Origin of the sequence: Rubritalea spongiae (genome assembly GCF_042652385.1) — a bacterium.
Lineage (GTDB): Bacteria > Verrucomicrobiota > Verrucomicrobiia > Verrucomicrobiales > Akkermansiaceae > Rubritalea > Rubritalea spongiae.
In genome coordinates, this window is the sequence record NZ_JBHSJM010000001.1 from 1643188 (window position 1) to 1665213 (window position 22026).

Genomic DNA, 22026 nt, shown 5'->3' on the forward strand with positions numbered 1-22026 from the left:
CAATGTCCCCACACAGCTCCAATCCCTACCAACCCGACCAACGGCTCAAGGGTATCTACAAGCAAGTCGACCAACTTGACGAGGAGGTGCTCGACACACTGTGCCCGAGTTTCAATGAGCTCCTAGAAATTGAGGAGCGCTATACCAATAAAACTCTCATCGGCAAAGGAGCACTCAAGGAGGTGTATCGCTGCTACGATCAGATGACCCAACGCTTCATCGCTCTTGCAATACCGCGCAAAGAGCACGGTCCGGAATTTTTCGATGAATTCATCCACGAATCCTGGCTCGTATCCTCTCTCAACCACCCCAACATCATCAGTGTCCACGATGCCGGCGTCTTGACCGGGGGACGTCCATTTTTCACCATGGATCTCAAAGGCGACTCCACCCTCGCCGATGCGATTGCAAACAACCCGTCACGCCAAATCTTGCTCGAGATTTTCCTCAAAATCTGTGACGCCGTCGCCTACGCCCATGCACGTGGCGTGATCCACCGTGACATCAAACCAGAGAACATCCAGTGCGACAGCTACGGCCAGGTCTTGGTCTGCGATTGGGGCTTAGGGAAATTCATTCACGAGCAAGAAACGCGTGAAAATCCAGCCCACCAGAAGCTCACCAATGCCCGCCACCATACTTCACTGGGCCAAATCAAAGGCACTCTCGGCTACATGGCTCCAGAGCAGCTTCAGACCAACTCAGTATGCGACCAGCGCAGCGACACCTTTTCACTCGGCTGCCTGCTCCACTTCATCCTCACGGGGAAGGCGCCCTTCACTGGCACTCAGCACGAAATACAAAAGCAGACGCGCCAGCTAAAACGCAAAGCCCCTCATAAAGAATTCCCAGAAAAGTCCATCCCTAAAGCCCTGAGCTCCATCATTCTCAAAGCCATTTGCTATAACCCATGTGATCGTTATCAGTCGGCTAATGAGCTCAAACAAGACATCTATCTCTACCTGCTCGGCCACAGCACTCAGGCAGAGCGGCCCAGCATTCTCAGACGCGGCACCCTCTTTATCAAACGCCAACGCGTGCCCGCCACCATCACCGCATGCTCCCTGCTCGTGATCGCACTCTTCAGCCTTTGGTTTGCCCAAAACCTCAAACAGAAAGAAAAGGAGACGCAATTACTCAGCGGCGAAATGGAAGAGCTCTCCTCTGAGCACCAGGCTCTCCTCGAATTCACAGCGGAAACCAGAGACTCACAAGCCCAGAATCTGATCCACAAAGCACTTCAGTTAAAACAGAAAACAGTATTTTCCAAGCCGCTTGCTCCCTTACGCCAAGCAAATTCCCTCATCGACCAAGCACTCGCACTCGCCCCCGACTCAAAAGAAGCCCAATTCCAGTACTTCAGCAATCGCTGCATCATGCTCAATTTTAAAGAAGCGAGCAAGTACCCACCGGCTCAGACGCACCGACTCGTCGGCTACATGACTTACGTGAATGCTTTTCCAGATTTCAACTTCACAGAGCAGCAGCGCCCGACCATTGCACAACTCACCCACTTTTATAAAAAATCAAAAGAGCTGAATCCCGACCACCTTCCTCTGATGACGGCCATTCTCATTTATGATCGCGAAGCTCGAAGCGACAAAACCCACTACGCACCAGTGGTCGCAGCTGCCTTAGAATACCTCGTGCACAAAATTCAAACGCTGACGACCAGCTACGATCCTGCAAGCGACCATCTCACGATCACTACGACAAGCCCCCCTCAACAGGGAAGCCTCAGTAAACACCTTGGAGATCTCATGGCCTCACTCAGAGTCAATGCTCTCACCGTTCGATCATCAGAGTCTTTCAACCTCTCCATCCTCAATAAAGCATCGATAAAACAACTCGACATCTCCCAAGTAAAAGATCTCGCTATTAAAAAGAACATCGTGATTCAAGACCTAGAAGAGATCATCATTTCTCCCGACCAGCGTACTATCCGCTGGAATCTGCGCATCTTGACCCCTGCGAGCCTAGAAGGAGCAAAAATCACGGTCAAAACTGACACCCCTTAACGCCTGTCTCGAACTAGGCGACCTAGCATCCTCCCGCTACTAATTCTTTCCCAAAGTGTCCTAAAGCTCGAATCTGTCTGCACATAGTGGATGAGCCCAAGCTTAAAGACACTTCTATGCGCCGCACAACACCGACCCTACTCCTTAGTTTCCTTTCCTCAGTCTGCATCTGCAACGCACAACTACTCGACGTTGGCTCGATCGTAGGAATCGATTTTAGTAATGCTGCAGGCAGCGCGACCCATTGGAACACTCTCGGAGCACCCAACAGCTCAAGCTCCAGCCTCGTCGCTACAGATGGTACAGAAATCTTGGGACTCTCCATCGCCACTACAGGTGCCACAGGGTCAAGCGCCCTCACCAGCACCTCTCCATCCTTCCCTGATATACCTAGCGCCGTACAAAACGACTGGTGGTACGAAACGGCAAGCAATGGCCAAATGGTGTTCACGATCAGCGGACTCGACAACGGGCTCATCTACCAAATCACCTTAGGCTGCTACCGTCCTGACGCCACTGAAGTGCAGGCTGACAATGCCGATTCCACTTGGATCATCAATGGCAACACCATGGTGACCGACGCCTTAGAAGCTGCCACGTCCTATGTAACCTTCTCCGAGCTCTCGCCCACCGAGGGTAGCATCACAATCACCACTGCAGATAATGCCAACGGCAATACGATCAATGTCATTTCTGGATTAAAAATGGAAGTCACGGGCGGCGAACAGACGCTCACCCTGGAAGACGTCACCCCGCAAGTGCAAGCCAATCCACTGTTCTTCACACCCAGCACCCCTGCAGAAGTCGACTCCACTCCACCGACAAAAAAGCCCAACGTTATTATCATTTATGCCGATGACCTAGGCTATGGTGACATCAGCTGTCAGGGAGCCACAAAGATGCTCACCCCCAATATTGACCAGCTAGCCATCGAGGGCAGACGATTTACTGACGCGCACTCAGGCTCTGCGGTTTGCTGCCCATCGCGCTATTCTCTTCTCACCGGGCGCTACCCATTCCGAGACAATCTTTCCTCGCCCATTCCTCCGAACCAACCCTTACTCTTCGATGATGAGATTAAAACCGTCAGCGATGTGATGAAAGAGGCAGGCTACACCACCTCACTCATCGGAAAATGGCATCTCGGCTTTAATGACTTCACCCAAGGCAACACTTCAACTATCGATCCAAAATGGAACTACAAGCTTTCTCCAGGCCCTCTAGAAGTGGGGTTCGACTACTACTATGGCGTCCCTGTAGTGAACAGCGCCCCTCCTTATGTCTTTGTGGAAAACCACTATGTAGTCGGCTTAGACCCCAATGACCCTTTTGTTTACGAACAAAGGGCAAACACCGAAAACCAAACCGATTGGGGAGCTCCTAACAGAGGAGGTAAAGTCCTGTTAAGCTTTGTCGGAGGAGCGGAACAAGCGCACCTTCTCTATCGCGACAAAGAGGTTGGCACCCACTTAGCTGGGAAAGCGAAGCAATGGCTTACCGAAAATCATAAAGACCCGTTCTTCATGATCTATGCCACCACCGCTATCCACCACCCCTTTACTCCCGCTGAACAATTTGAAGGCACGAGCTTAGCGGGTATTTATGGAGACTTCGTCCACGAACTTGATTGGCTGGTGGGAGACCTCATCAATCATCTCCAGCAGCTCGGAGTGTATGACGAAACCCTCATTATCTTTACGAGCGACAACGGGGGCATGGCCAATGAGGTGGGCCAATTCACCATCAGCGAATATGGCCATCGCCTCAACGGGCCGTACCTCGGCTATAAATTTGGCGTGTGGGAAGGTGGCCACCGCGTTCCTTTCATCGTCAGATGGCCAGGGAAAGTCCCAGCCAACACCGTGAGCGACGACCTTATCTCCAGCGTAGACATGATGCAGACGATGGCGAGCATCCTTGATGTCGAGCTGGAAGCAGACGATGCCATTGACAGTTATAACATCACACCAGCATTGGTCGGCTCACCAGAAACACCCGTGCGAGATGTCATGTTCTATTCACCCAGCACCAATCAACACCGCGCCATCAGAAAAAAAATAGGTGATGGAGACTGGGTCTACATTCCAGGTCAAAAAGATGGAGGTTTTAGCAACAACGTCGCAGCCACTGCCCTGTCAGGACATGTGAACAGTGACATCGTCAATGGCTCGATTCGTTCAGGAGCCCCATCCAGACAGCTCTACAACCTCGCCATTGACCCCTACCAGGAAGTCAATGTCATTGAAGATCCTGAAAACAGCGAAGTTTTGGCTGAACTCGAAGCCTTGAGAGCCGAGTTCTTAGCAAGCGCTCGCACCTCTCCGATCTTCGACCCCGTAGAACTGCTCTCACCAATCGCCGACATTAAGGAAGATTACCAATCCACTCTATCTGGAGAAACCACAGCAAGCTTTAACGCTGGGCTCGGCATTTCTGACTCCAGCTCTACAGGCTTCTGGAACTACTTCGAGTCAAACGCCACCAGCAAAGAAGACTATCTAGACGGGCACACCTCTAACAACTTAGTCTTCAACACGAATCTTGGCAGCAATGGCGCTGCGGGCTACCAAGACCCTGACAATCAGAACAATTCCACAGACGGACTTCCCGCTGTCGGGCTCGAGCGCCCCTACGATGGAGATGCGGCACAACCCTCAAATGCTCTCATCATCCACCCAGGACACACCAGCAATGAAATATCCACAGTCGCCCAATGGACCAGTGGCGTCTCGGAAGACATCCTCATCATTGGGAGCGTGAGCAGAGGCAGAAACTTAGAATTGTTAGAACCCTTAGACCTTTACATTATTAAAACCGCCCCTGATGGCTCCAGCAGTGAAGTCCTCTTCGAGCACTCCTACCCAGCCGGCCATGCATCTTTTGGGGCGACCCCGTTTAATCTCGAAACCAGCGTCGAAAGTGGCGAGCGCATTCATTTTGTCGTCAATGGCAATGGAAGTTTTTCCAGAAACACAACGAACTTAAGCGCTGGTATCTATCGAGCAGACTCCGATGGAGACGGTTTGAATGACCTGTTTGAAGCAAACCTCACCAGTGACCTAACCACACTGAACGCAGAGGATGACTTTGACGGAGACCAGTTTAACAACCTGCAAGAGCAGACACTCGGCACAGACCCAACCGATGGCACAGACTACTTCCGCATCACTAACAAACAAATGCTGAATTCTGATGGGTCTGTCACCCTCGAATGGCCGATTGCCACAGGCAATCAATACACCGTCGAGCGCAGCCTATCTGCACACAACTTCTCTTGGCACGTCGTTGCGACCGATGTCGAAGGAGGAACTTGGACGGACAATACGGCAGAAAGAGCCGCCTCAGACCGCGCGTTTTATCGCGTCTACCTCCAAGACCAGTAAACAAAGTCCTCCATTCCTCAGGGCGCTCCCACCTTTATTCAAAGTAGATTCACTGACGGGCCCATATTCATGCTCCTCTCACCTCCAGCAAAAGGTGCATCGAGAAATCGGTGGGCCTTTTTTTATAAAAATACACCTTTTCTGTCCCAACTCCCTAGCCAGCACGCACAGGTATACTTGCAGGCTGGGATCCACAGAGCTCTCAGCCATGCATTTTGAATTCAAAATAAAAATACCTCAATAGTATGAAAGCAAACAAACTAGCTCTTGCGTCCCTCCTCATTGCTGGGATGACAGGAACCTCAAGCGCCGCAATCATCCTCGGCGATGTCATCAGTGTTGACTTTGGCTCCACTGCTCCGAGCACAGCAAACTGGAACCAGTTCACTCGTACTGGGGCCGCAGGCGACTTCTCCACCAACAACCTCGTTCGACTCGCGGATGGAGCCAATACAGGTGTTTCCATCACCCTGACAGGAGCCACAACTACTAACAATGGCGGCAATGGTGCCAACCACCTCGACGCCAGCGCCTTCGGTGGTAGTTCAAACGCTACCATTTACGGAGACCACATTTTTGATAATACGGGTGGGTCTATCGCAGCACGCACACTCACATTCAACATCACAGGCTTGGACGAAAGTCTTACCTACAATCTAGTTGGCGGCTTCCTGCGTGATTCAAATGCCTTTGAGAATACCTACACTGTCGGTACTGACTCAAGAAACAGCACTGAAAGTGGTGGCGTTTATAACAACTTCCACACCTTCTCTAACATTGGAGTCACCAGCATCGACGGTGGGCAGCCTGTTGGCCAACAAGGGGTGATCACCCTCACTGTCGCAGCTTCTAGCGCTGCTGATATCGCCTCCATCTCTGAACTCACTATCACTGCAGTTCCTGAGCCATCCTCCACAGCCCTGCTTAGCCTCGGTGGACTTGCTCTCATCCTCCGTCGCCGCAAGTAAGCGCGATTTAGGAATTTTTTTTCATATGTTGGAAAGGCTCATCGAGAAATCGGTGGGCCTTTCTTTTTTCCTTGAGAATGTCCCAATCTAGGACCCAGCCGGCACACCATAATGAGACAACCCAGCTCAGAGCACTGCGCCACACACTAGCGAGCAGTTCCCTAACCACCCACGCGCCATGAAAACCACCCTGATACCTGTACTCACAAGCATCCTCTGCTTACATCCACCAGCTGAAGCGGCTCCTTTGACTCCTGGTAGGACACTGGGTATCGACTTTGGTAACGCAGCAGGTGTGACACCTCACTGGCGCACTATCCTCACAAAGCAGGGTGCCACCCGCAACCAAAGCGCACTCACCGACACCACCGGTACTCCAATCGATGCCGTCCAGTTTGAGTGGCGGTTCGCTGCTGAAAATGTCTACAACAATGATGACTCTGAGGACCGCTCTGAAATGCCAGGCCTTCCTGCATTCCCAGCAAGTGCTCTTGGCGACTGGATGGGCGTCAACATCCAGAAAGGGCACGAAGGGATCACCCTCCGTTTCTCCAAACTCGATGACACATTAACCTACAGCCTCACCCTAGGTGGCGCGAATGCTATCAACAATAACAATGCGGATACCGTTTGGACCATCAACGGCAGCACCTCTAGCGAAACAGACGCCAGCGATGCTACAAAAGCCTTTGTGACCTTCACGAGTCTCCGCACTCAAGGAGATGGCAGCCTCGTCATCCGCGCACATTCGAACCAAAGCTTCAACGCGGACGGGAAGGCTCTCAAGATTGCCGTCATTGCCTCATTGGCTCTTAAAGTAGAGGGACCCGCCGGCCCTGAATGCGCCACTCTCATCACTATTGGCGGCACCAGCCTGATGCTCAAAGAAGGAGAATAAACCCTCTTCAGGCCAACCACACACAACACTTTTATGAAGCCCATTCACGCACTTCTTTGGCGTTCCACTCTATGCTGCGCCTCACTCATCACCGCACTTCCTGCCCATGCAGCCATCTCTGCTGGCAATAGCATCGGCATCGACTTTGGCAACAATACCAGCCCGAACCCACCCCACTGGAATGTGCTCGACTCTCCTGGAGACGACATTGCCGTAGACTCAGTCATCAGCACCATGGGAACCATCCTCACTGGCATCTCCTTCACCACCGAAATCAATGGCACCAGCGGCGACAACGCAGACTCAACGGTCAGCGCCAGCCACCCCAGTATCCCCACCAATGCGCAAGAGGATTGGTGGTTCGAGAACGCCAATGCGGGAGCTTTCACTTTCACCTTTTCAGGACTCGACGACGGTTTCGAGTACGCACTCACCATCGGCGCCAACCGCACGGGCGCAAACGCTACCCAACAGGCCAATGGTTCAACTCGCTGGGAGGTCAATGGCAATGCCATCACCACTGTAGTCGATGACCCAGAAACTGCTTATGTGACCTTCTCTGGACTCAGCTCCTCAGGAGGCGTGCTCACCATCACCTCCGCCGATAATGACGGCAATACTGTTGGAGCGGTCTCAGCACTGCTTCTCACAGCGATCGATCCTGCTCCAGTATCTCAAGAGAGCATCAAAATCGACTTTGGTACTACCCCTCCAGCCAGCACGCACTGGAATCAGTTTGCGATGGAATCCGCCACCACCTCGCTCCCTAATCTCGTACGCTCCAGCGATGGCTCAGCAACTTCAGTAGGCATTAGCATCTCTGGCATCTCAGGAAATGGAGCAAACCACCTTGCTGGCTCCGGCAGCGATGATGCCACCATCTATGCCGATCACATCTTTGCCCAAAACGAGAGCCCTGATGACACCCTCACCGTCACCATTTCCGGTTTGGATGACAGCAAAACCTACGACCTTTCTGGAGGTTTCCTCCGCAACAGCGCCTCTTTCGAGCACCAGTGGACAGTAGGGTCCGACATTCGTAGTAACTCCTACGACGGCACTAATGTGGATGGCTATGAGGACTTCACTGGCATCACACCTACAGCAGGTGAGATCGTGCTCACCATCTCTGACATCAGCACCAGTGATAACTGGGCATCGATTGCCGAGCTCACCATCTCAGCGGAGTCATTTGACGATGCCCCTCCTCAAGCCTTTACGCAAAACCTACGCACCGAGCCTGGCTCCCCCCTCGAAATCACCCTAACAGGAAGCGGAAGCGACCTCGTTTACACCATCGAATCAGACCCCGGCAATGGAGTGCTGACAGGTTCCGGCCAAACTTGGAGCTACAGCCCAAATGGAGATTTTTCTGGGACAGACGCTTTCACCTTCTCTGTCACTGACGGCGATAACGGCAGTGAAATCGTCACTGTAACCATCACCGTTGCAGAGAAAGGACCAAACTTCATCCTCTTCCTCACAGATGACCAAGGGTACAACGATCTCGGCGTCTATGGTTCTCCCCACATTCTCACCCCAAGAATAGACGCCATGGCTGCTGAGGGCATTCGCTTCACCTCTGGCTATGTACCTATGCCAGTTTGTGGACCTTGCCGAGCTGGTATCCTCACTGGCTGTTACCCAATCCGTATCGCTGAGCATAATAACGAAAAGCACCATCACACGGAGCCACATGCCGAGGAAATCATGATCCCAGAACTTCTCAAAAATGCCGGTTACACATCCGCACTTATTGGGAAATGGCACAACTCAGGAGAAGGCTCGCGAGCATCAAGCTTCAACCCAGGAAGAGGTCCTATTGACCAAGGCTTCGACTACTTCTACGGCACCCCATCACACAATGGAGTGCGCGCCGTAGATACAGGCACCAATGTGCAGACAGCCATCGTTCGTGCGGACATAACCGGCTCCGCACACGCAGATTCAGACCTCACCCAAAGCGAGGCCGACCAGATGATTTATAACTACACCCATGAGGCAATGGACTTCATGGAAAATGCCCACAATGCCAATCAACCATTCTTTCTTAAACTCGCCCACAACATGCCTCACGTCTCATTGGCCACGCGCCAAAGCTACCGTGACAGCGCAGCAGCTCGAGGCCTAGATGTCTACACCGCTGTTGTCGAAGAGCTCGACTGGAGCATGGGAGCCATTCTCGACAAGCTCGACGAACTGGGTATCGAGGAAGACACCTTCATCATTTACAGCTCCGACAACGGCCCGTGGACACAAAGCAACCTCGAAGGCTATTACGGCAGCGCCTTCCCACTCCGTGGTTCAAAAATGCGCTCACTAGAAGGCGGCCCCCGAGTCCCATTCATCGTGCGCTGGCCGGGAACCATCACCCCAAATGTTGTCTCAGACGAAATCGTCACCCTGATGGATCTCTTCCCCACCTTTATGGACTACGCCAATGTCCTTATCCCAGATGACCTAGAGATTGATGGTAAAAACATACGTGGGCTCATAGAAGGTACCGAAACTGAAAGCCCGCATGAGTATTACTACTACTACGTTTACACCCAGCTCGCTGCCATCCGCGACACCCGCTGGAAACTCACACTACCTCGTAGAAATAATCCAGCATCTGCATGGATGGCATTCTGGCGCGGCTGGCAGGACCGAGTCGACGAAGTCGAACTGTATGACCTCGATACAGACCCCGAAGAAACCACCAATCTTGCAGCGCAATATCCTGAAATCGTACAGCGCTTACTTGAACAGGTAGAAATCGCCCGCAGCGAACTTGGCGACAAAGATCGCATTGGCTCTGGAGCCAGATTTTTCGACGACCCAGCCACCCGACGTCCCGACATCACCGATTACAACAATAATGCCACAAAACCCTACGTGGATGAACCACTCACAGGGCTCCCTATCTCCGTGAAAACGAAAAAAGATAGCGCTTGGGTAAGCTATGATGAACCTGGAGTATTTTCCTCCGTGGAACTCGTTTGGGCATATGAAGACCAAGGCCAAGCGGACTCCACCACTTGGGCGACTGCTGCCGGTGGCGGCAGCGCAAATCTAGGAGCGGTGACTGATCAAGATCCCATTGGCCACGAAATCACAGGGCTAAACCCGTTCCGACAATACATTTATCGTTTCATTCTCACCGGCGCTAGTGGAACACGCTGGTCCATCCCTGCTCCCATTCAGCCCGAACGCGAGACAGAAAGTGCCTACACCATCGGGATCGATTTCAGCAATGGAGGCAACACCGAGGGCAGTGGTGCTGAACCCAACTGGAACAGCATCGCGGGGAACACCACCCTCACGGAAGTCTATGATGCACAGACCGGCACCATACTTCCTGGCGTCACCATTCAAACCACCGGTATCAATACAGGTGAAATGACCGCCAGTAACCTTGGCTTTGGAGAGGCTGAGTACGGGAATTACCTCGACACCCCCTTCTCCGACTTGAGCGCCAATGACGGAGTCTCTACAGCTTCAGGATCGATCCAAGTACAGCTCTCGGGCCTCAACGACCTCTACTGCTATGACATCCAGCTTCTAGCGATGCCCGAGACAAACACCAGCCTCACAAACCTCACCATCACAGCTGGAGGATCTTCACAAACCCGAACCTACGCCTCCTTCAGACCTTACATCAATAACGACCAGGCCCCATTCACCAACAGTGACTTTGTACTCAGTAATCCCTTCTACTCGCGTCCAATCATAGTGCCAGCAAGCTTTGAAGATCTCAGTACCGATGGTTCGGGGAATCTCACCATCACCCTCAGTGATGACGAGGCCATCCCCCTTAATGCCATCCACATCACGGCGAAACACACCCAGAGCCTCCATGAAATCACGGCGGGGTCAAATGTCCGTTTCTGGCTCAATCAGGTACCAGAAGGCCGACGCTTCGAGATGGAACAATCCTCGGATCTAGAAACTTGGGTCCCAGTGGATCCAGCACAGCAACTCGACGCACCGAGCGACACCCCACTCGAGCACCCCATTGATCTCGCTGAACCCAAGATGTTTTTTCGCCTGCAAGAGAACCCTCAGTAGCACTGGTGCCACCTCTAAGCGGCGGTTAGAAAACCATTAAAAACAATCTTTTCTGTCCCAAGCCCCCACTTAGCACGCACATCCCTAGTTGCATGGTGGACAATCATACTCTCCACACAACATGCATTTTTGAATTCAAAATACAAAACACCTCAAAGAATATGAAACTAAGCAAACTACCACTTGCTGCTCTTGCTCTCGCAGGACTCGCAAGCACCTCAAGCGCAGCGATTGTTGTCGGCGACGTCATCGGCTTCGATTTCGGCACTGACGCTGGCTCGGCTACGAACTTCAACATCGACGCTGCTCCTGGCAACCAAACATTCACCGATGTAATCAACACCAGTGGCACTGTTCTCACAGGTGTAGACTTCACCTTCTCCAACACTCCTGCTAATTCAGGTGACGGCGGTGACAGCAATATCAGCTCAGACTACTCCTCAGTATTCCCTAATGCCGCTCAAAATGATGCCTTCTTTGAATCAAATGCAGGTCAGTGGACACTCACATTTTCAGGCCTTGATGACTCACTCAGCTATGACCTCACTATTGGTTCATACTGGGCCGGTGGAACTGCAGCACAGAAAGAAAACCGTAATACAGGTTGGGAAGTCGATGGCGTCCAACTAGGCACAGTTGCGGACTCTCTCTCAGACTCCTATGTGAACTTTACCAATCTCAGCACAGACGGTAGCGGCAACCTCGTAATTTCCACTTACGACCTCAACGCCAACACCATTTCTACACTTTCAGCACTCACACTCACAGCAGTTGCTGTTCCTGAGCCATCCTCCACAGCCCTTCTTGGCCTCGGAGGACTCGCTCTCATCCTCCGTCGCCGCAAGTAAGCGCGATCTGGGAATTTTTTCATATGTATGTAAAGGCTCGTCGAAAAATCGACGGGCCTTTTTTATGGGCAAATAACAGCCCTCCTGATTGTAATCGTCAGACCTTCCCTCCCCCAAAAAAACTTCTATCTTAAGGCTTCACAGCTTGCGATAGCGGCGCAGCTCGAAACCATCAAACTTCTCGACCATTTCATAATCCGTAAAATACTCTACAAACTCTGGAAAAAATGTATCTCCTTCGTAATTTTTATAAACGTGAGATACTAACAACTCATCGATATACGGCATGAAGTGCGCAAAAATCTCTGCCCCACCAATGATGAAAACCGTCTCATCTTGTAGGTCCAACTCTCTCACAGCTTCTGGACTGTGCACCACATCGACACCTTCTGCAGACCATTCACGATCACGGGTGATCACTATATTTTGACGCTTGGGCAATGGCCGGCCAATCGACTCGTAAGTTTTTCTTCCCATCACAATCGGATGCCCACTCGTAGTTTTTTTGAAAAGTTGGAGATCTTCAGGAAGGTGCCACGGAAGATCATTTTCCTTTCCAATAACTCTATCAGAAGTCATTGCAACCATCGCAATCAATTTTATTGCACTCATAAATTCCTTGAAATTCTTAGCTCTAAGAGCACTTCACACAAGTACAATGATTTGATCTAACATTATCTTATGCTTGCAAAGACCCCAAACAATTCCACAGTATATCCCTCTATCCTCGACCTTTACTGTGGCAAAAAAACACACCAAAACCTCTGTAAACATCACTCGCATGCTCTACCTGTTAGTATGCGAGCTAGCTGGTAGCGCTCTCGCCTTCCAGAGTTTCGGCCCAGAATACATGTGGGCTGGAGTGTTAACAGGTCTCGCTGTGGGCGCGTTCTTCATCATGGTAGAAAGCTTGATGAAGCAGTTTACTATCAGAGGCTTCTCCACTGCGACATTCGGCCTCGTTATCGGCCTCTTCTGCGCATGGCTCCTCACCACTGTGAAAATTGGCGAACTTTTCACCGTCACCTTCGAAAGCATTATTAAAAGGCCTGACGACTTCATTATCACCTTTAATGTCACCATGTACGCCACTCTTGGCTTCATCGGTACCGTTCTCGCTCTTCGCAGTAACCAAGACGACTTTGCCTTCGTCATCCCCTACGTTCGCTTCCGTCAAGAAAATCAAAAAGGTCAACCGCTTCTGCTAGACACCGATGTCATCACTGACGGACGACTTACTTCCCTCATGAGTTCGGGCTTCCTCGACAATAACCTCATCATTCCTAGGTTCGTGTTAGAAGAGCTGCAAATCATGTCGAATTCCCCCTCACCCAGCCGACGCCAACGAGGACAACGTGGATTAGACTGCCTCGAAGACCTGCAGAACTCTCAACGCGTCAAAGTCAACATTCATGACGCTGCCACTTCCAACCCAGATGAGAGCCACGATGCGCTCCTCATGCAAATCTCTCGCTTGCTAGACGCCAAACTTCTCACCACCGATGACAACCTTAGCAAAGTCGCTCGCCTACAGAACGTAAAAGTTCTTAACATTAACGACCTCGCAGATTCTCTTAAGCCCAAAGTCGCTGTTGGGGCACAACTCCACCTAGCCATTGTGCGCACTGGCAAGGAAGAACACCAAGGAGTTGGCTATCTCCCTGACGGCACCATGATCGTCGTAAATAACGCAGTATCAAAGATTGGCACATCGCAAGACGTCACCGTCATCTCTACAATCAACACCTCCGCAGGGGTCATGGTTTTTGCAGAAATGGACAAAGTTGATTAAAAGTTCTTAAGCTCTTCAAACCCTTGTAGATTTAACTCTTTCACAACTGCTCACAACTTATTCACAATTTGCGAATAACTTTCTGCAGAAAAGCTGCAAGCAATCCTTTACAAACTCGGTCGGCTTAGGCATGAACACCTCAATTTACGACTTACTTTCATGCCAAAGGACACTTCGATTAAAAAAATTCTAGTTATCGGCTCCGGCCCGATTGTTATCGGCCAAGGATGCGAATTTGATTACTCAGGCGTGCAAGCCTGTAAGGCTCTCAAAGAAGAGGGCTATGAAGTGATCTTGGTTAATTCAAATCCGGCGACGATTATGACCGACCCGGAATTTGCATTCCGCACCTACATTGAGCCAATCACACCTGAGGTTGTTGAAAAAATTATCGTCAAGGAACAGCCCGACGCACTACTTCCAACTCTCGGTGGTCAAACAGCGCTCAACTGTTCCATGGAACTCTTTAAATCCGGAACACTCGATAAGCACTGCGTAAAAATGATCGGCGCCAACGCTGACGCGATCGACAAAGGCGAAGACCGCCTCCGCTTCAAGGAAGCAATGCTCAAAATCGGTCTCGACCTCCCACAATCCGGTGTCGCGCACACCATGGAAGAAGCACGCGAAATTGCCAAAGAAATCGGCTCCATGCCTCTCATCATCCGTCCAGCATTCACCCTCGGTGGAACCGGCGGCGGTATCGCATACAACGTTGAAGAATTTGAAGAAATTTGTGCCCGCGGCATCGACCTCTCACCAGTAAGCGAGATTCTCGTAGAAGAGTCCCTCCTCGGCTGGAAAGAATACGAAATGGAAGTCATGCGTGACTGTGCAGATAACTGCGTCGTCATTTGCTCTATTGAAAACTTTGACCCGATGGGTGTGCACACAGGTGACTCCATCACCGTCGCGCCAGCCCAGACACTCACTGACCGTGAGTACCAAATCATGCGTGACGCATCCTTCGCATGTATCCGTGAAATTGGTGTCGAAACCGGCGGTTCCAACATCCAGTTCTCAGTCGATCCTGAAACTGGCCGCTGCATCGTGATCGAAATGAACCCACGTGTTTCTCGTTCCTCCGCACTAGCTTCCAAAGCAACAGGTTTCCCAATCGCGAAAATCGCTGCCAAGCTCGCCGTCGGTTACACGCTCGACGAGCTCAAGAACGACATCACTCGAGTAACACCGGCTTCCTTCGAGCCAACCATCGATTACTGTGTCACTAAGCTCCCACGCTTCACCTTCGAAAAATTCACCACCGCTGACGCAGTTCTCACCACACAGATGAAAGCCGTCGGTGAGGCAATGTCCATCGGGCGTACCTTCAAGGAGTCCATGCAGAAAGCTCTCCGCTCACTCGAAACTGGCCGCTTTGGTTTCGGTTTCGACGGAAAAGGTGCGAAAGCGCCAACGCGTGAAGACATCGAGCGTAAACTCCACGTTCCAAACGCAGAACGCATTTTCTGGCTCAAAACTGCATTTGATAATGGCTGGTCCGTTGAAGACGTCTTCGAGGCAACAGCCATCGACCGCTGGTTCCTCGAAAACCTCAAGCAGATCGTCGATGAAGGTCTCTCCATTGCAAAATCTGATGACCTTCTCGAGCTTCCATACGAACTCCGCAAAGCGAAGAAATATGGTTTCTCCGATGTTCAAATCGCCCACCTTCAAGGCACAGACCAAGACACAGTACGCGCAGCTCGCAAGAAGCACGGCATCATCCCAACCTACCGCCTCGTTGACACCTGTGCGGCTGAGTTTGAAGCCTACACACCTTACTTCTACTCCACCTACGGAGACGAAAATGAAGCACGTGAGAACGATCAGAAAAAGATCATGATTCTCGGTGGAGGTCCTAACCGTATCGGCCAAGGGATCGAGTTCGACTACTGTTGTGTACACGCATCCTTCGCTCTCAAAGAGCTCGGCTACGAAACCATCATGGTTAACTCTAACCCTGAGACAGTTTCCACTGACTACGACACCTCTGATAAGCTCTACTTCGAGCCTCTCACCCTTGAGGATGTTCTCAATATCTGTGACCAAGAGAAGCCAGACGGCGTTATCGTTCAGTTCGGTGGTCAAACACCACTCAACCTCGCAGCAGACCTCAAACGCCACGGTGTCCCAGTCATCGGAACCTCTCCTGAGTCCATCGAGCTCGCGGAAGACCGTAAGTTCTTCTCAGCGCTACTCGACAAAATCGGCCTCAAGCAAGCGGAAGCTGGCACTGCCGTCACTCCAGACGAAGCTGTCGCCATCGCTGACCGCATCGGTTACCCAGTACTCGTTCGTCCATCATTCGTGCTCGGTGGTCGCGGCATGATGATCGTCTACTCAGACGATGAACTCCGCAAGTACATCTCCGAAGCAGCAGACGTTTCACCAGACCGCCCAATCCTCGTCGACCGCTTCCTCGAAGGCGCAGTCGAAGTAGATGTAGATTGTATCTCTGACGGTGAAACATCCGTAGTTGGAGCAATCATGCAGCACATTGAAGCCGCTGGTATCCACTCCGGTGACTCCGCCTGTGTCATCCCAGCACCATCACTTTCCGAAGATATCAAGGAGCAGATCCTCAAAGGAGCGAAAGACCTCGCCCGCGAGCTCGAAGTCCGCGGTCTCATGAACATCCAGTTCGCCGTGAAAGACGAAGAACTCTATGTAATCGAGGTCAACCCACGTGCATCCCGCACCGTTCCATTCGTCTCCAAAGCCATCGGCATCCCGCTCGCGAAACTCGCAGCAAAAGTCATGGCCGGCAAGACACTCAAGGAACTAGGCTTCACAGAAGAAGTTCTCCCTGAACACTACTGCGTGAAAGAAGCTGTTTTCCCATGGCCAAAATTCCCAGGCGTCGACATCGTACTCGGACCTGAAATGAAATCCACTGGTGAAGTCATGGGGATCGATGCAGACCTCGGCCTCGCTTACGCGAAGGCCCAAATCTCAGCCTTCAACCCACTTCCTACTGGCGGCAACGTCTTCTTCTCAGTCAATGACCGCGACAAACCAGCTTCCATACCGGTAGCTAAAGAGCTCCAAGAACTCGGCTTCACCATTTACTCCACTGGCGGAACCTACAAGTTCTTTAAGGAAAATGGCATCGCTGTAGAGCGCGTCTACAAACTCGCCGAGCAAAAGCGTCCAAACGTGATCGACATGATGAAAAACGGAAACATCTCCTTCGTCATCAACACCCCAAGTGGTCACGAAGCACGTGAAGACGAGATTCGTATCCGTTCCGGCGCAGTCGCTAACAAGATCTCTCACTGCACCAACCTCGCAGCTGCAGAAGCATCGGTCCTCGCGATCCGCTCGCTGCAGAACAAGAAGTTTGAAGTCAAACCGATCCAAGCCTACCACGGCCTCATCTAATCGACCAAACAACTCGCCCCACTTTCCAAAAGCGCAGCCTAACACGCTGCGCTTTTTTTCTTTTCCAGACAAGAACGATACAATCTGCAAGCTCTTCTAAAAACTCGTAAGCCGGTTTAATTTCAGCAACGTTTATTCAATTTTCCACACGGCCTAGTCTTCGAGCTACTTATACCACTTCTCGATTCAAAAGAGACGAATGGCGGTACAATTTGTTAAGAAATCAAGGCTCGATGAAGAAGCGATGCGAGCATCGTGACTGAAGAGAAACGCTGATTTATCAACAAAGTGCCCGACACCACTTTTCTTTCGCGGAGCGCAACTCTTCAAGCCACACAAAAGAACCATTCGTCTCTTTTGAAGTGCGATTTGGTATTACTGCATGCTGAGGGTACTTAAAAGGTAATCGAACTGTAGTAATACCATTTGAGTGGATAGATTGTCGGAATAGCGGTGTTAATTTGGCCTTCATCTCAAGGCATGACGAAGGATTGTAGCAGGCTACATGACTGAGGAAAAACGCAGAAATGAAGCCGAAGTAATGCCGCTCTTTATTGTAATCAGCTCCGCTGACTAGCGTTCATATCAAAATCATCCATTCCGACAATATAGCCGGGAGAATGGTATAAGTCTGTAGAAAAACGAAAGAAACGCAAAATAATCTAAGTAGCAACAACCGTGAAATTACTTAAAAGCATTGTCCTCAATGGAGTGACTGGGTTGCTAATCTCAGTGGCAGCTTTAGCAGAAAAACCTAACGTCATTCTGATCATGACTGATGATCAAGGGTATGGAGACTTAGCGTGTCATGGGAATCCCTATTTAAAGACTCCTGAGCTAGACAAGATGCATGCAGAGTCTATCAGGTTTACAAATTTTCATGTTAGCCCGTTTTGCACTCCAACCAGAGCCTCTCTGATGACCGGTAAACATGCTGCCAAAACTGGAGCATATCGCACTACGGGTGGGCTCTCTATCCTCTTCCGTGAGAATAAAACCATCGCAAATTTATTCCAAGACAACGGCTATGCCACGGGAATGTTTGGTAAGTGGCATCTTGGAGATCATGCCCCGCAGCGCCCGCAGGATTTTGGGTTTGAGGATGTGGTTTGGCACCGTGCTGGAGGCATCGGGCAAGCTACGGATTACCCAGGCAACGACTATTTTGATGACACTTATGAAAGAGTCGTTCCCGGTGATAGGAAAGGAAAGTTAGAGAAGTTTAGTGGCTACTGCACCGATGTTTTCTTTCAAGAATCATTGCGATTTGTGAAGGAAAATAAGGACAAGCCGTTTTTTCTCTATCTACCACTTAACGCCCCACACGGACCTTACCATGTCGATGAGAAATGGGCCGCTCCATACAAAGACAACAAGGATATCGTGAATGCGAACTTCTACGGGATGATCGCGAATATTGACTGGAATTTTGGAAAGTTCAGAGCCGAACTAGAAAAGTTAGACATAGCGGATAATACCATCCTGATTTTTATGACTGATAACGGAACCTCGGGTGGTGGTAAATTCAATCAGCAGCAAGATTCTCTGCCACTGAAAGGCTATAACGCAGGAATGAGAGGAAAGAAGTCTTCTCTCTATGATGGAGGGCACCGCGTGCCGTTCTTTTTGCATTGGGCTAATGGCGGGCTAACAGGAGGGAAGGATATTGACACTCTAGCCGCTCACTATGACGTCCTGCCCACGCTCGCAGAACTCTGTGGGATTACACTTCCTGAGGAGTATGAGCTGGATGGGATTTCACTCAACCCACTTATCAAAGGTGAGACGGAAGGGTGGCAGCGCGACCATCTAGTGCTTCACCATCACGGAGGTAAAATGTTCACTAGTCCTATCACGGAACAATATGCAGATGTAGCCGTGATGACGCAAAAGTGGCGGCTTGTGAACTCATGGAGGGTTTCCCAAAAGCATAAGTTCACTCTCTACGATATACAGGAAGATCCCTCCCAGGAAAAAGACGTATCAGCTCAGTTCCCAGAGGTTGTAGCGAGGTTAAAGGAATACCATCAGCCCTATTGGGATGAGGTTTCACCTATTATTCTGAATCGCTATGCACGTATTGATCTAGGAAACCCTGATCATAATCCCACAGAACTGTGCTCCCAAGACTGGGTTATGGAAAAAGGCTATCCACCTTATAGCATTAGCCGAGTCAAAAAGCTCCCTAAGGTGATTGCTCCGTGGAAGGTACACGTTAAGGAAGCTGGTCGCTACCGTATCACCCTGCGTCAACTCCCTAAGGCCACTAACAAGACTGTGGTTGGAGTTAAAGCTAAGATTGAAATCGCGGGTATTACTGAGGAGGTCACTATCCCAAAAGACAGCAAAGGTGTAGATTTTACAGTCAACTTGCCAGAAGGTGACACAGACTTGATTACGTATATCTATAATACAAAAGGTGAAGCTGGGGGGGCTTACTTTACCGAGGTCGAGTTACTAGACTAAAGGCCCCTAATTTTCTCACTAACAAGTGCCTCTGAGCACTCTTGGAATACAAACTCTTAACAACTACAAACAAACTATTATGATGAGAATAAAAAACTGTTTTAGCCTGCCCTTACTGAGCTTACTCACGCTAACACTTTCTGTACCTCTCGGTGCACAGGAAACAGCGGAGGACGCGTGGGCTAAGCTGGCGGGAAGGTTCGCAAAACGCCCTGAATTTGCCTATGTGAAAAACGATCCAGCTCTTCCAAATGTCCTGATCTATGGAGATTCAATATCCATCGGCTACACACAGCCATTGCGGGCAAAGATGGAAGGTAAGGCGAATATTTATCGGTTATACCACAATGGAGGAAACTCTACTAAACTCATTTCCATGATGGAAAAAATGCACAAAGCTATGCGCGACGAGCAGCTTGAGGATCCATGGACCTTCGAGTGGGATGTGATTCATTTCAACGTGGGATTACATGATCTCACTGTCACAGAAGAAGATAAGGAAAACGGCACACATGAGTCGAGAACATCGATTGACGACTATAAGAAGAACCTCGGTGACATTGTGACGTACCTGAAGAAACTTGCTCCCAATGCAAAACTTATTTTCGCGACGACTACCCCAGTACCGGAAGGAACATTCAAACCGAGACGAATTGCAGGTGATTCTGAGAAATACAATGCAGCGGCTTTAGAAGTGTTGAGCAATACTCCTGAGATCGCAGTGAATGATCTGTTTTCGTTTACAAAGAAGAAACATTCCGAGTGGTGGGCCGCGCCTGGCGACGTCCACTATAATGAGGCTGGTCGAAATGCTCAGGGCGATGAAGTAGCACGCTTTATTCTAAGCACGTTGGCTGGGGATCAGTAAGAAACATAAATGAGAAGAAAACAAGGATTCTCTTTCCACTGTCGGTGGACTCGTCGTCGGAGAATGTTTGAGTAGATGCAGGCCGACCATGAGTCGGGTGGGAATGGCGGCACTCCTCATGGCCGAGTACAATTCGCTAAGCTGTCCGTCGATTTTCACTGCTAAGACGACGAGCAGGGGGTGGAGCAACAAGGTATACTCGCTGAGAAAGCGATTTCTTGTAGATCATTTAAAGAAAAAAGCGCGCTGGGTAAGAGCACGCTTAAAATTGTATGATTTTAACGGGAGACGGACTACGATAGATTTATGGTCGAAGCTAGCATATATCATACCTACTCGGACTGGCTCTTCTGATAATAATAGACAGCTAAGGCAATAGCGCCAATAGACAAGCCAGCAATCACCATTGGCCAGCTAAAGTCAGGGAACGGCCAGTCTTCAGTACCATCATGTGAGTGTCCTGGAGGCCCTGGATGAGCCATCAGTGACTGCGAAGCCGCTAACAAAGTAAGCGGAACAATTATTTTCAGTGTATTCAGTTTCATTGTTATATTTTGGTTATAATTTCCTAAATTGTATCGGGTAACGGACAATGTGTTTAAGAGCGACCTCTCTCACACAATCTAATATTCTACGAAAGTTCACTGAGTTCTCAGCCAGCACACGCACCACCGCTAGTCCCTCACCGAGATCGCTATACGCGCACAGGCAGCCCTCTTCCAATGCAAGCGCACGAATCTCACGTTCAAACTCAGAGTCGTGCTGCACGCATTCTTGATCAAAGCACCAAACCGAGGCGATATAGCATTGCTTCCAATCTGGTGCTAACAGCTGCCAATCTCCATCCACTGGCATCAGCTCCATTCTCTCGCGCGCAATCAACCGCTCGCCCACTTTAATGTCGAATCCGTTGCGGTACTTTCTGTATGCATTGTTTTCACCATGGGCAATACGCCCCGGAGCCAAACTATCTAACAATACCATACGAGCATCTGCCGCTAGTTGAACCATCGTACTCTGGTGCACCGTAGCTCCACGCTGAGCAATTACCATTTCTGGCCAATAATCTAACACAGCTTGCTCGCCCACCACGACCCTCTGGATAAAATCCGAATGCTCACCCTCCCCCATCGTGTGGAATCGAGTCGCACTGGGAGACGTTAATGAAACATTAGCTCGCTCCCCAATACTTAAATCTATTTCCAAACTATCACCTGCAAACAAGCCCGCGGTTGGGTTGACTAGTTGCAGCGATAAAAAATCACCATCGTGATACGCCTTACTTGCATGACTCAGCCCACCTAATTTCCGCTCCACCATCTGAGTGCGCGCAGCCATCTCTGAGTATTCA

13 protein-coding genes are annotated in these 22026 nt (G+C 50.4%); 10 read left to right on the forward strand and 3 right to left on the reverse strand.

The window, feature by feature from the left end; translation table 11 throughout:
* Positions 1-2: 2 nt before the first annotated feature.
* The 6 genes from ACFPK9_RS07480 (at position 3) to ACFPK9_RS07505 (ending at position 12165) form a co-directional block, all read left to right on the forward strand.
* The gene (locus tag ACFPK9_RS07480; RefSeq protein WP_377094219.1) at positions 3-2018 is read left to right on the forward strand and encodes a serine/threonine-protein kinase; all 2016 of its coding nucleotides are present in this window, start codon (positions 3-5) and stop codon (positions 2016-2018) included.
* Between the two features lie 116 nt (positions 2019-2134).
* Positions 2135-5401 carry a sulfatase family protein gene (locus ACFPK9_RS07485; protein WP_377094220.1) on the forward strand — a complete coding sequence of 1089 codons (3267 nt, stop codon included), beginning with the start codon at positions 2135-2137 and terminating at the stop codon, positions 5399-5401.
* A 245-nt stretch (positions 5402-5646) separates the two neighbouring features.
* Positions 5647-6369, forward strand: a complete 723-nt coding sequence (locus tag ACFPK9_RS07490; RefSeq protein ID WP_377094221.1) for a PEP-CTERM sorting domain-containing protein — start codon at positions 5647-5649, stop codon at positions 6367-6369.
* Between the two features lie 178 nt (positions 6370-6547).
* Entirely contained in the window at positions 6548-7267 is a 720-nt protein-coding gene (locus ACFPK9_RS07495; protein WP_377094222.1) for a hypothetical protein, read from the forward strand.
* 33 nt (positions 7268-7300) lie between these two features.
* Positions 7301-11317, forward strand: coding sequence for a sulfatase-like hydrolase/transferase (locus ACFPK9_RS07500; RefSeq protein WP_377094223.1), 4017 nt, complete (start codon positions 7301-7303; stop codon positions 11315-11317).
* A gap of 161 nt (positions 11318-11478) precedes the next feature.
* Positions 11479-12165: a PEP-CTERM sorting domain-containing protein gene (locus ACFPK9_RS07505; protein WP_377094224.1), complete on the forward strand. Its 687-nt coding sequence runs from the start codon at positions 11479-11481 to the stop codon at positions 12163-12165.
* Positions 12166-12303: 138 nt separating this feature from the next.
* On the opposite strand, the gene ACFPK9_RS07510 is transcribed toward ACFPK9_RS07505, so the two are convergent.
* Entirely contained in the window at positions 12304-12777 is a 474-nt protein-coding gene (locus ACFPK9_RS07510; protein ID WP_377094225.1) for a dihydrofolate reductase, read from the reverse strand.
* A gap of 127 nt (positions 12778-12904) precedes the next feature.
* Between ACFPK9_RS07510 and ACFPK9_RS07515 the strand changes: the two genes are divergently transcribed.
* The 4 genes from ACFPK9_RS07515 (at position 12905) to ACFPK9_RS07530 (ending at position 20675) form a co-directional block, all read left to right on the forward strand.
* Positions 12905-13957, forward strand: coding sequence for a PIN/TRAM domain-containing protein (locus tag ACFPK9_RS07515; RefSeq protein WP_377094226.1), 1053 nt, complete (start codon positions 12905-12907; stop codon positions 13955-13957).
* Between the two features lie 159 nt (positions 13958-14116).
* The gene (gene carB, locus ACFPK9_RS07520) at positions 14117-17341 is read left to right on the forward strand and encodes a carbamoyl-phosphate synthase large subunit (RefSeq protein WP_377094227.1); all 3225 of its coding nucleotides are present in this window, start codon (positions 14117-14119) and stop codon (positions 17339-17341) included.
* 678 nt (positions 17342-18019) lie between these two features.
* A complete protein-coding gene (locus ACFPK9_RS07525) occupies positions 18020-19807 on the forward strand; it encodes an arylsulfatase (RefSeq protein ID WP_377094229.1) in 1788 nt (595 codons plus the stop codon).
* Between the two features lie 79 nt (positions 19808-19886).
* On the forward strand, positions 19887-20675 hold the full coding sequence (locus ACFPK9_RS07530) for an SGNH/GDSL hydrolase family protein (RefSeq protein WP_377094231.1): 789 nt from the start codon (positions 19887-19889) through the stop codon (positions 20673-20675).
* Between the two features lie 332 nt (positions 20676-21007).
* Here ACFPK9_RS07530 and ACFPK9_RS07535 read toward each other — a convergent pair whose 3' ends face one another.
* A complete protein-coding gene (locus ACFPK9_RS07535) occupies positions 21008-21220 on the reverse strand; it encodes a hypothetical protein (RefSeq protein ID WP_377094232.1) in 213 nt (70 codons plus the stop codon).
* A 13-nt stretch (positions 21221-21233) separates the two neighbouring features.
* Positions 21234-22013 carry an urease accessory protein UreD gene (locus ACFPK9_RS07540; protein ID WP_377094233.1) on the reverse strand — a complete coding sequence of 260 codons (780 nt, stop codon included), beginning with the start codon at positions 22011-22013 and terminating at the stop codon, positions 21234-21236.
* Positions 22014-22026 lie beyond the last annotated feature (13 nt).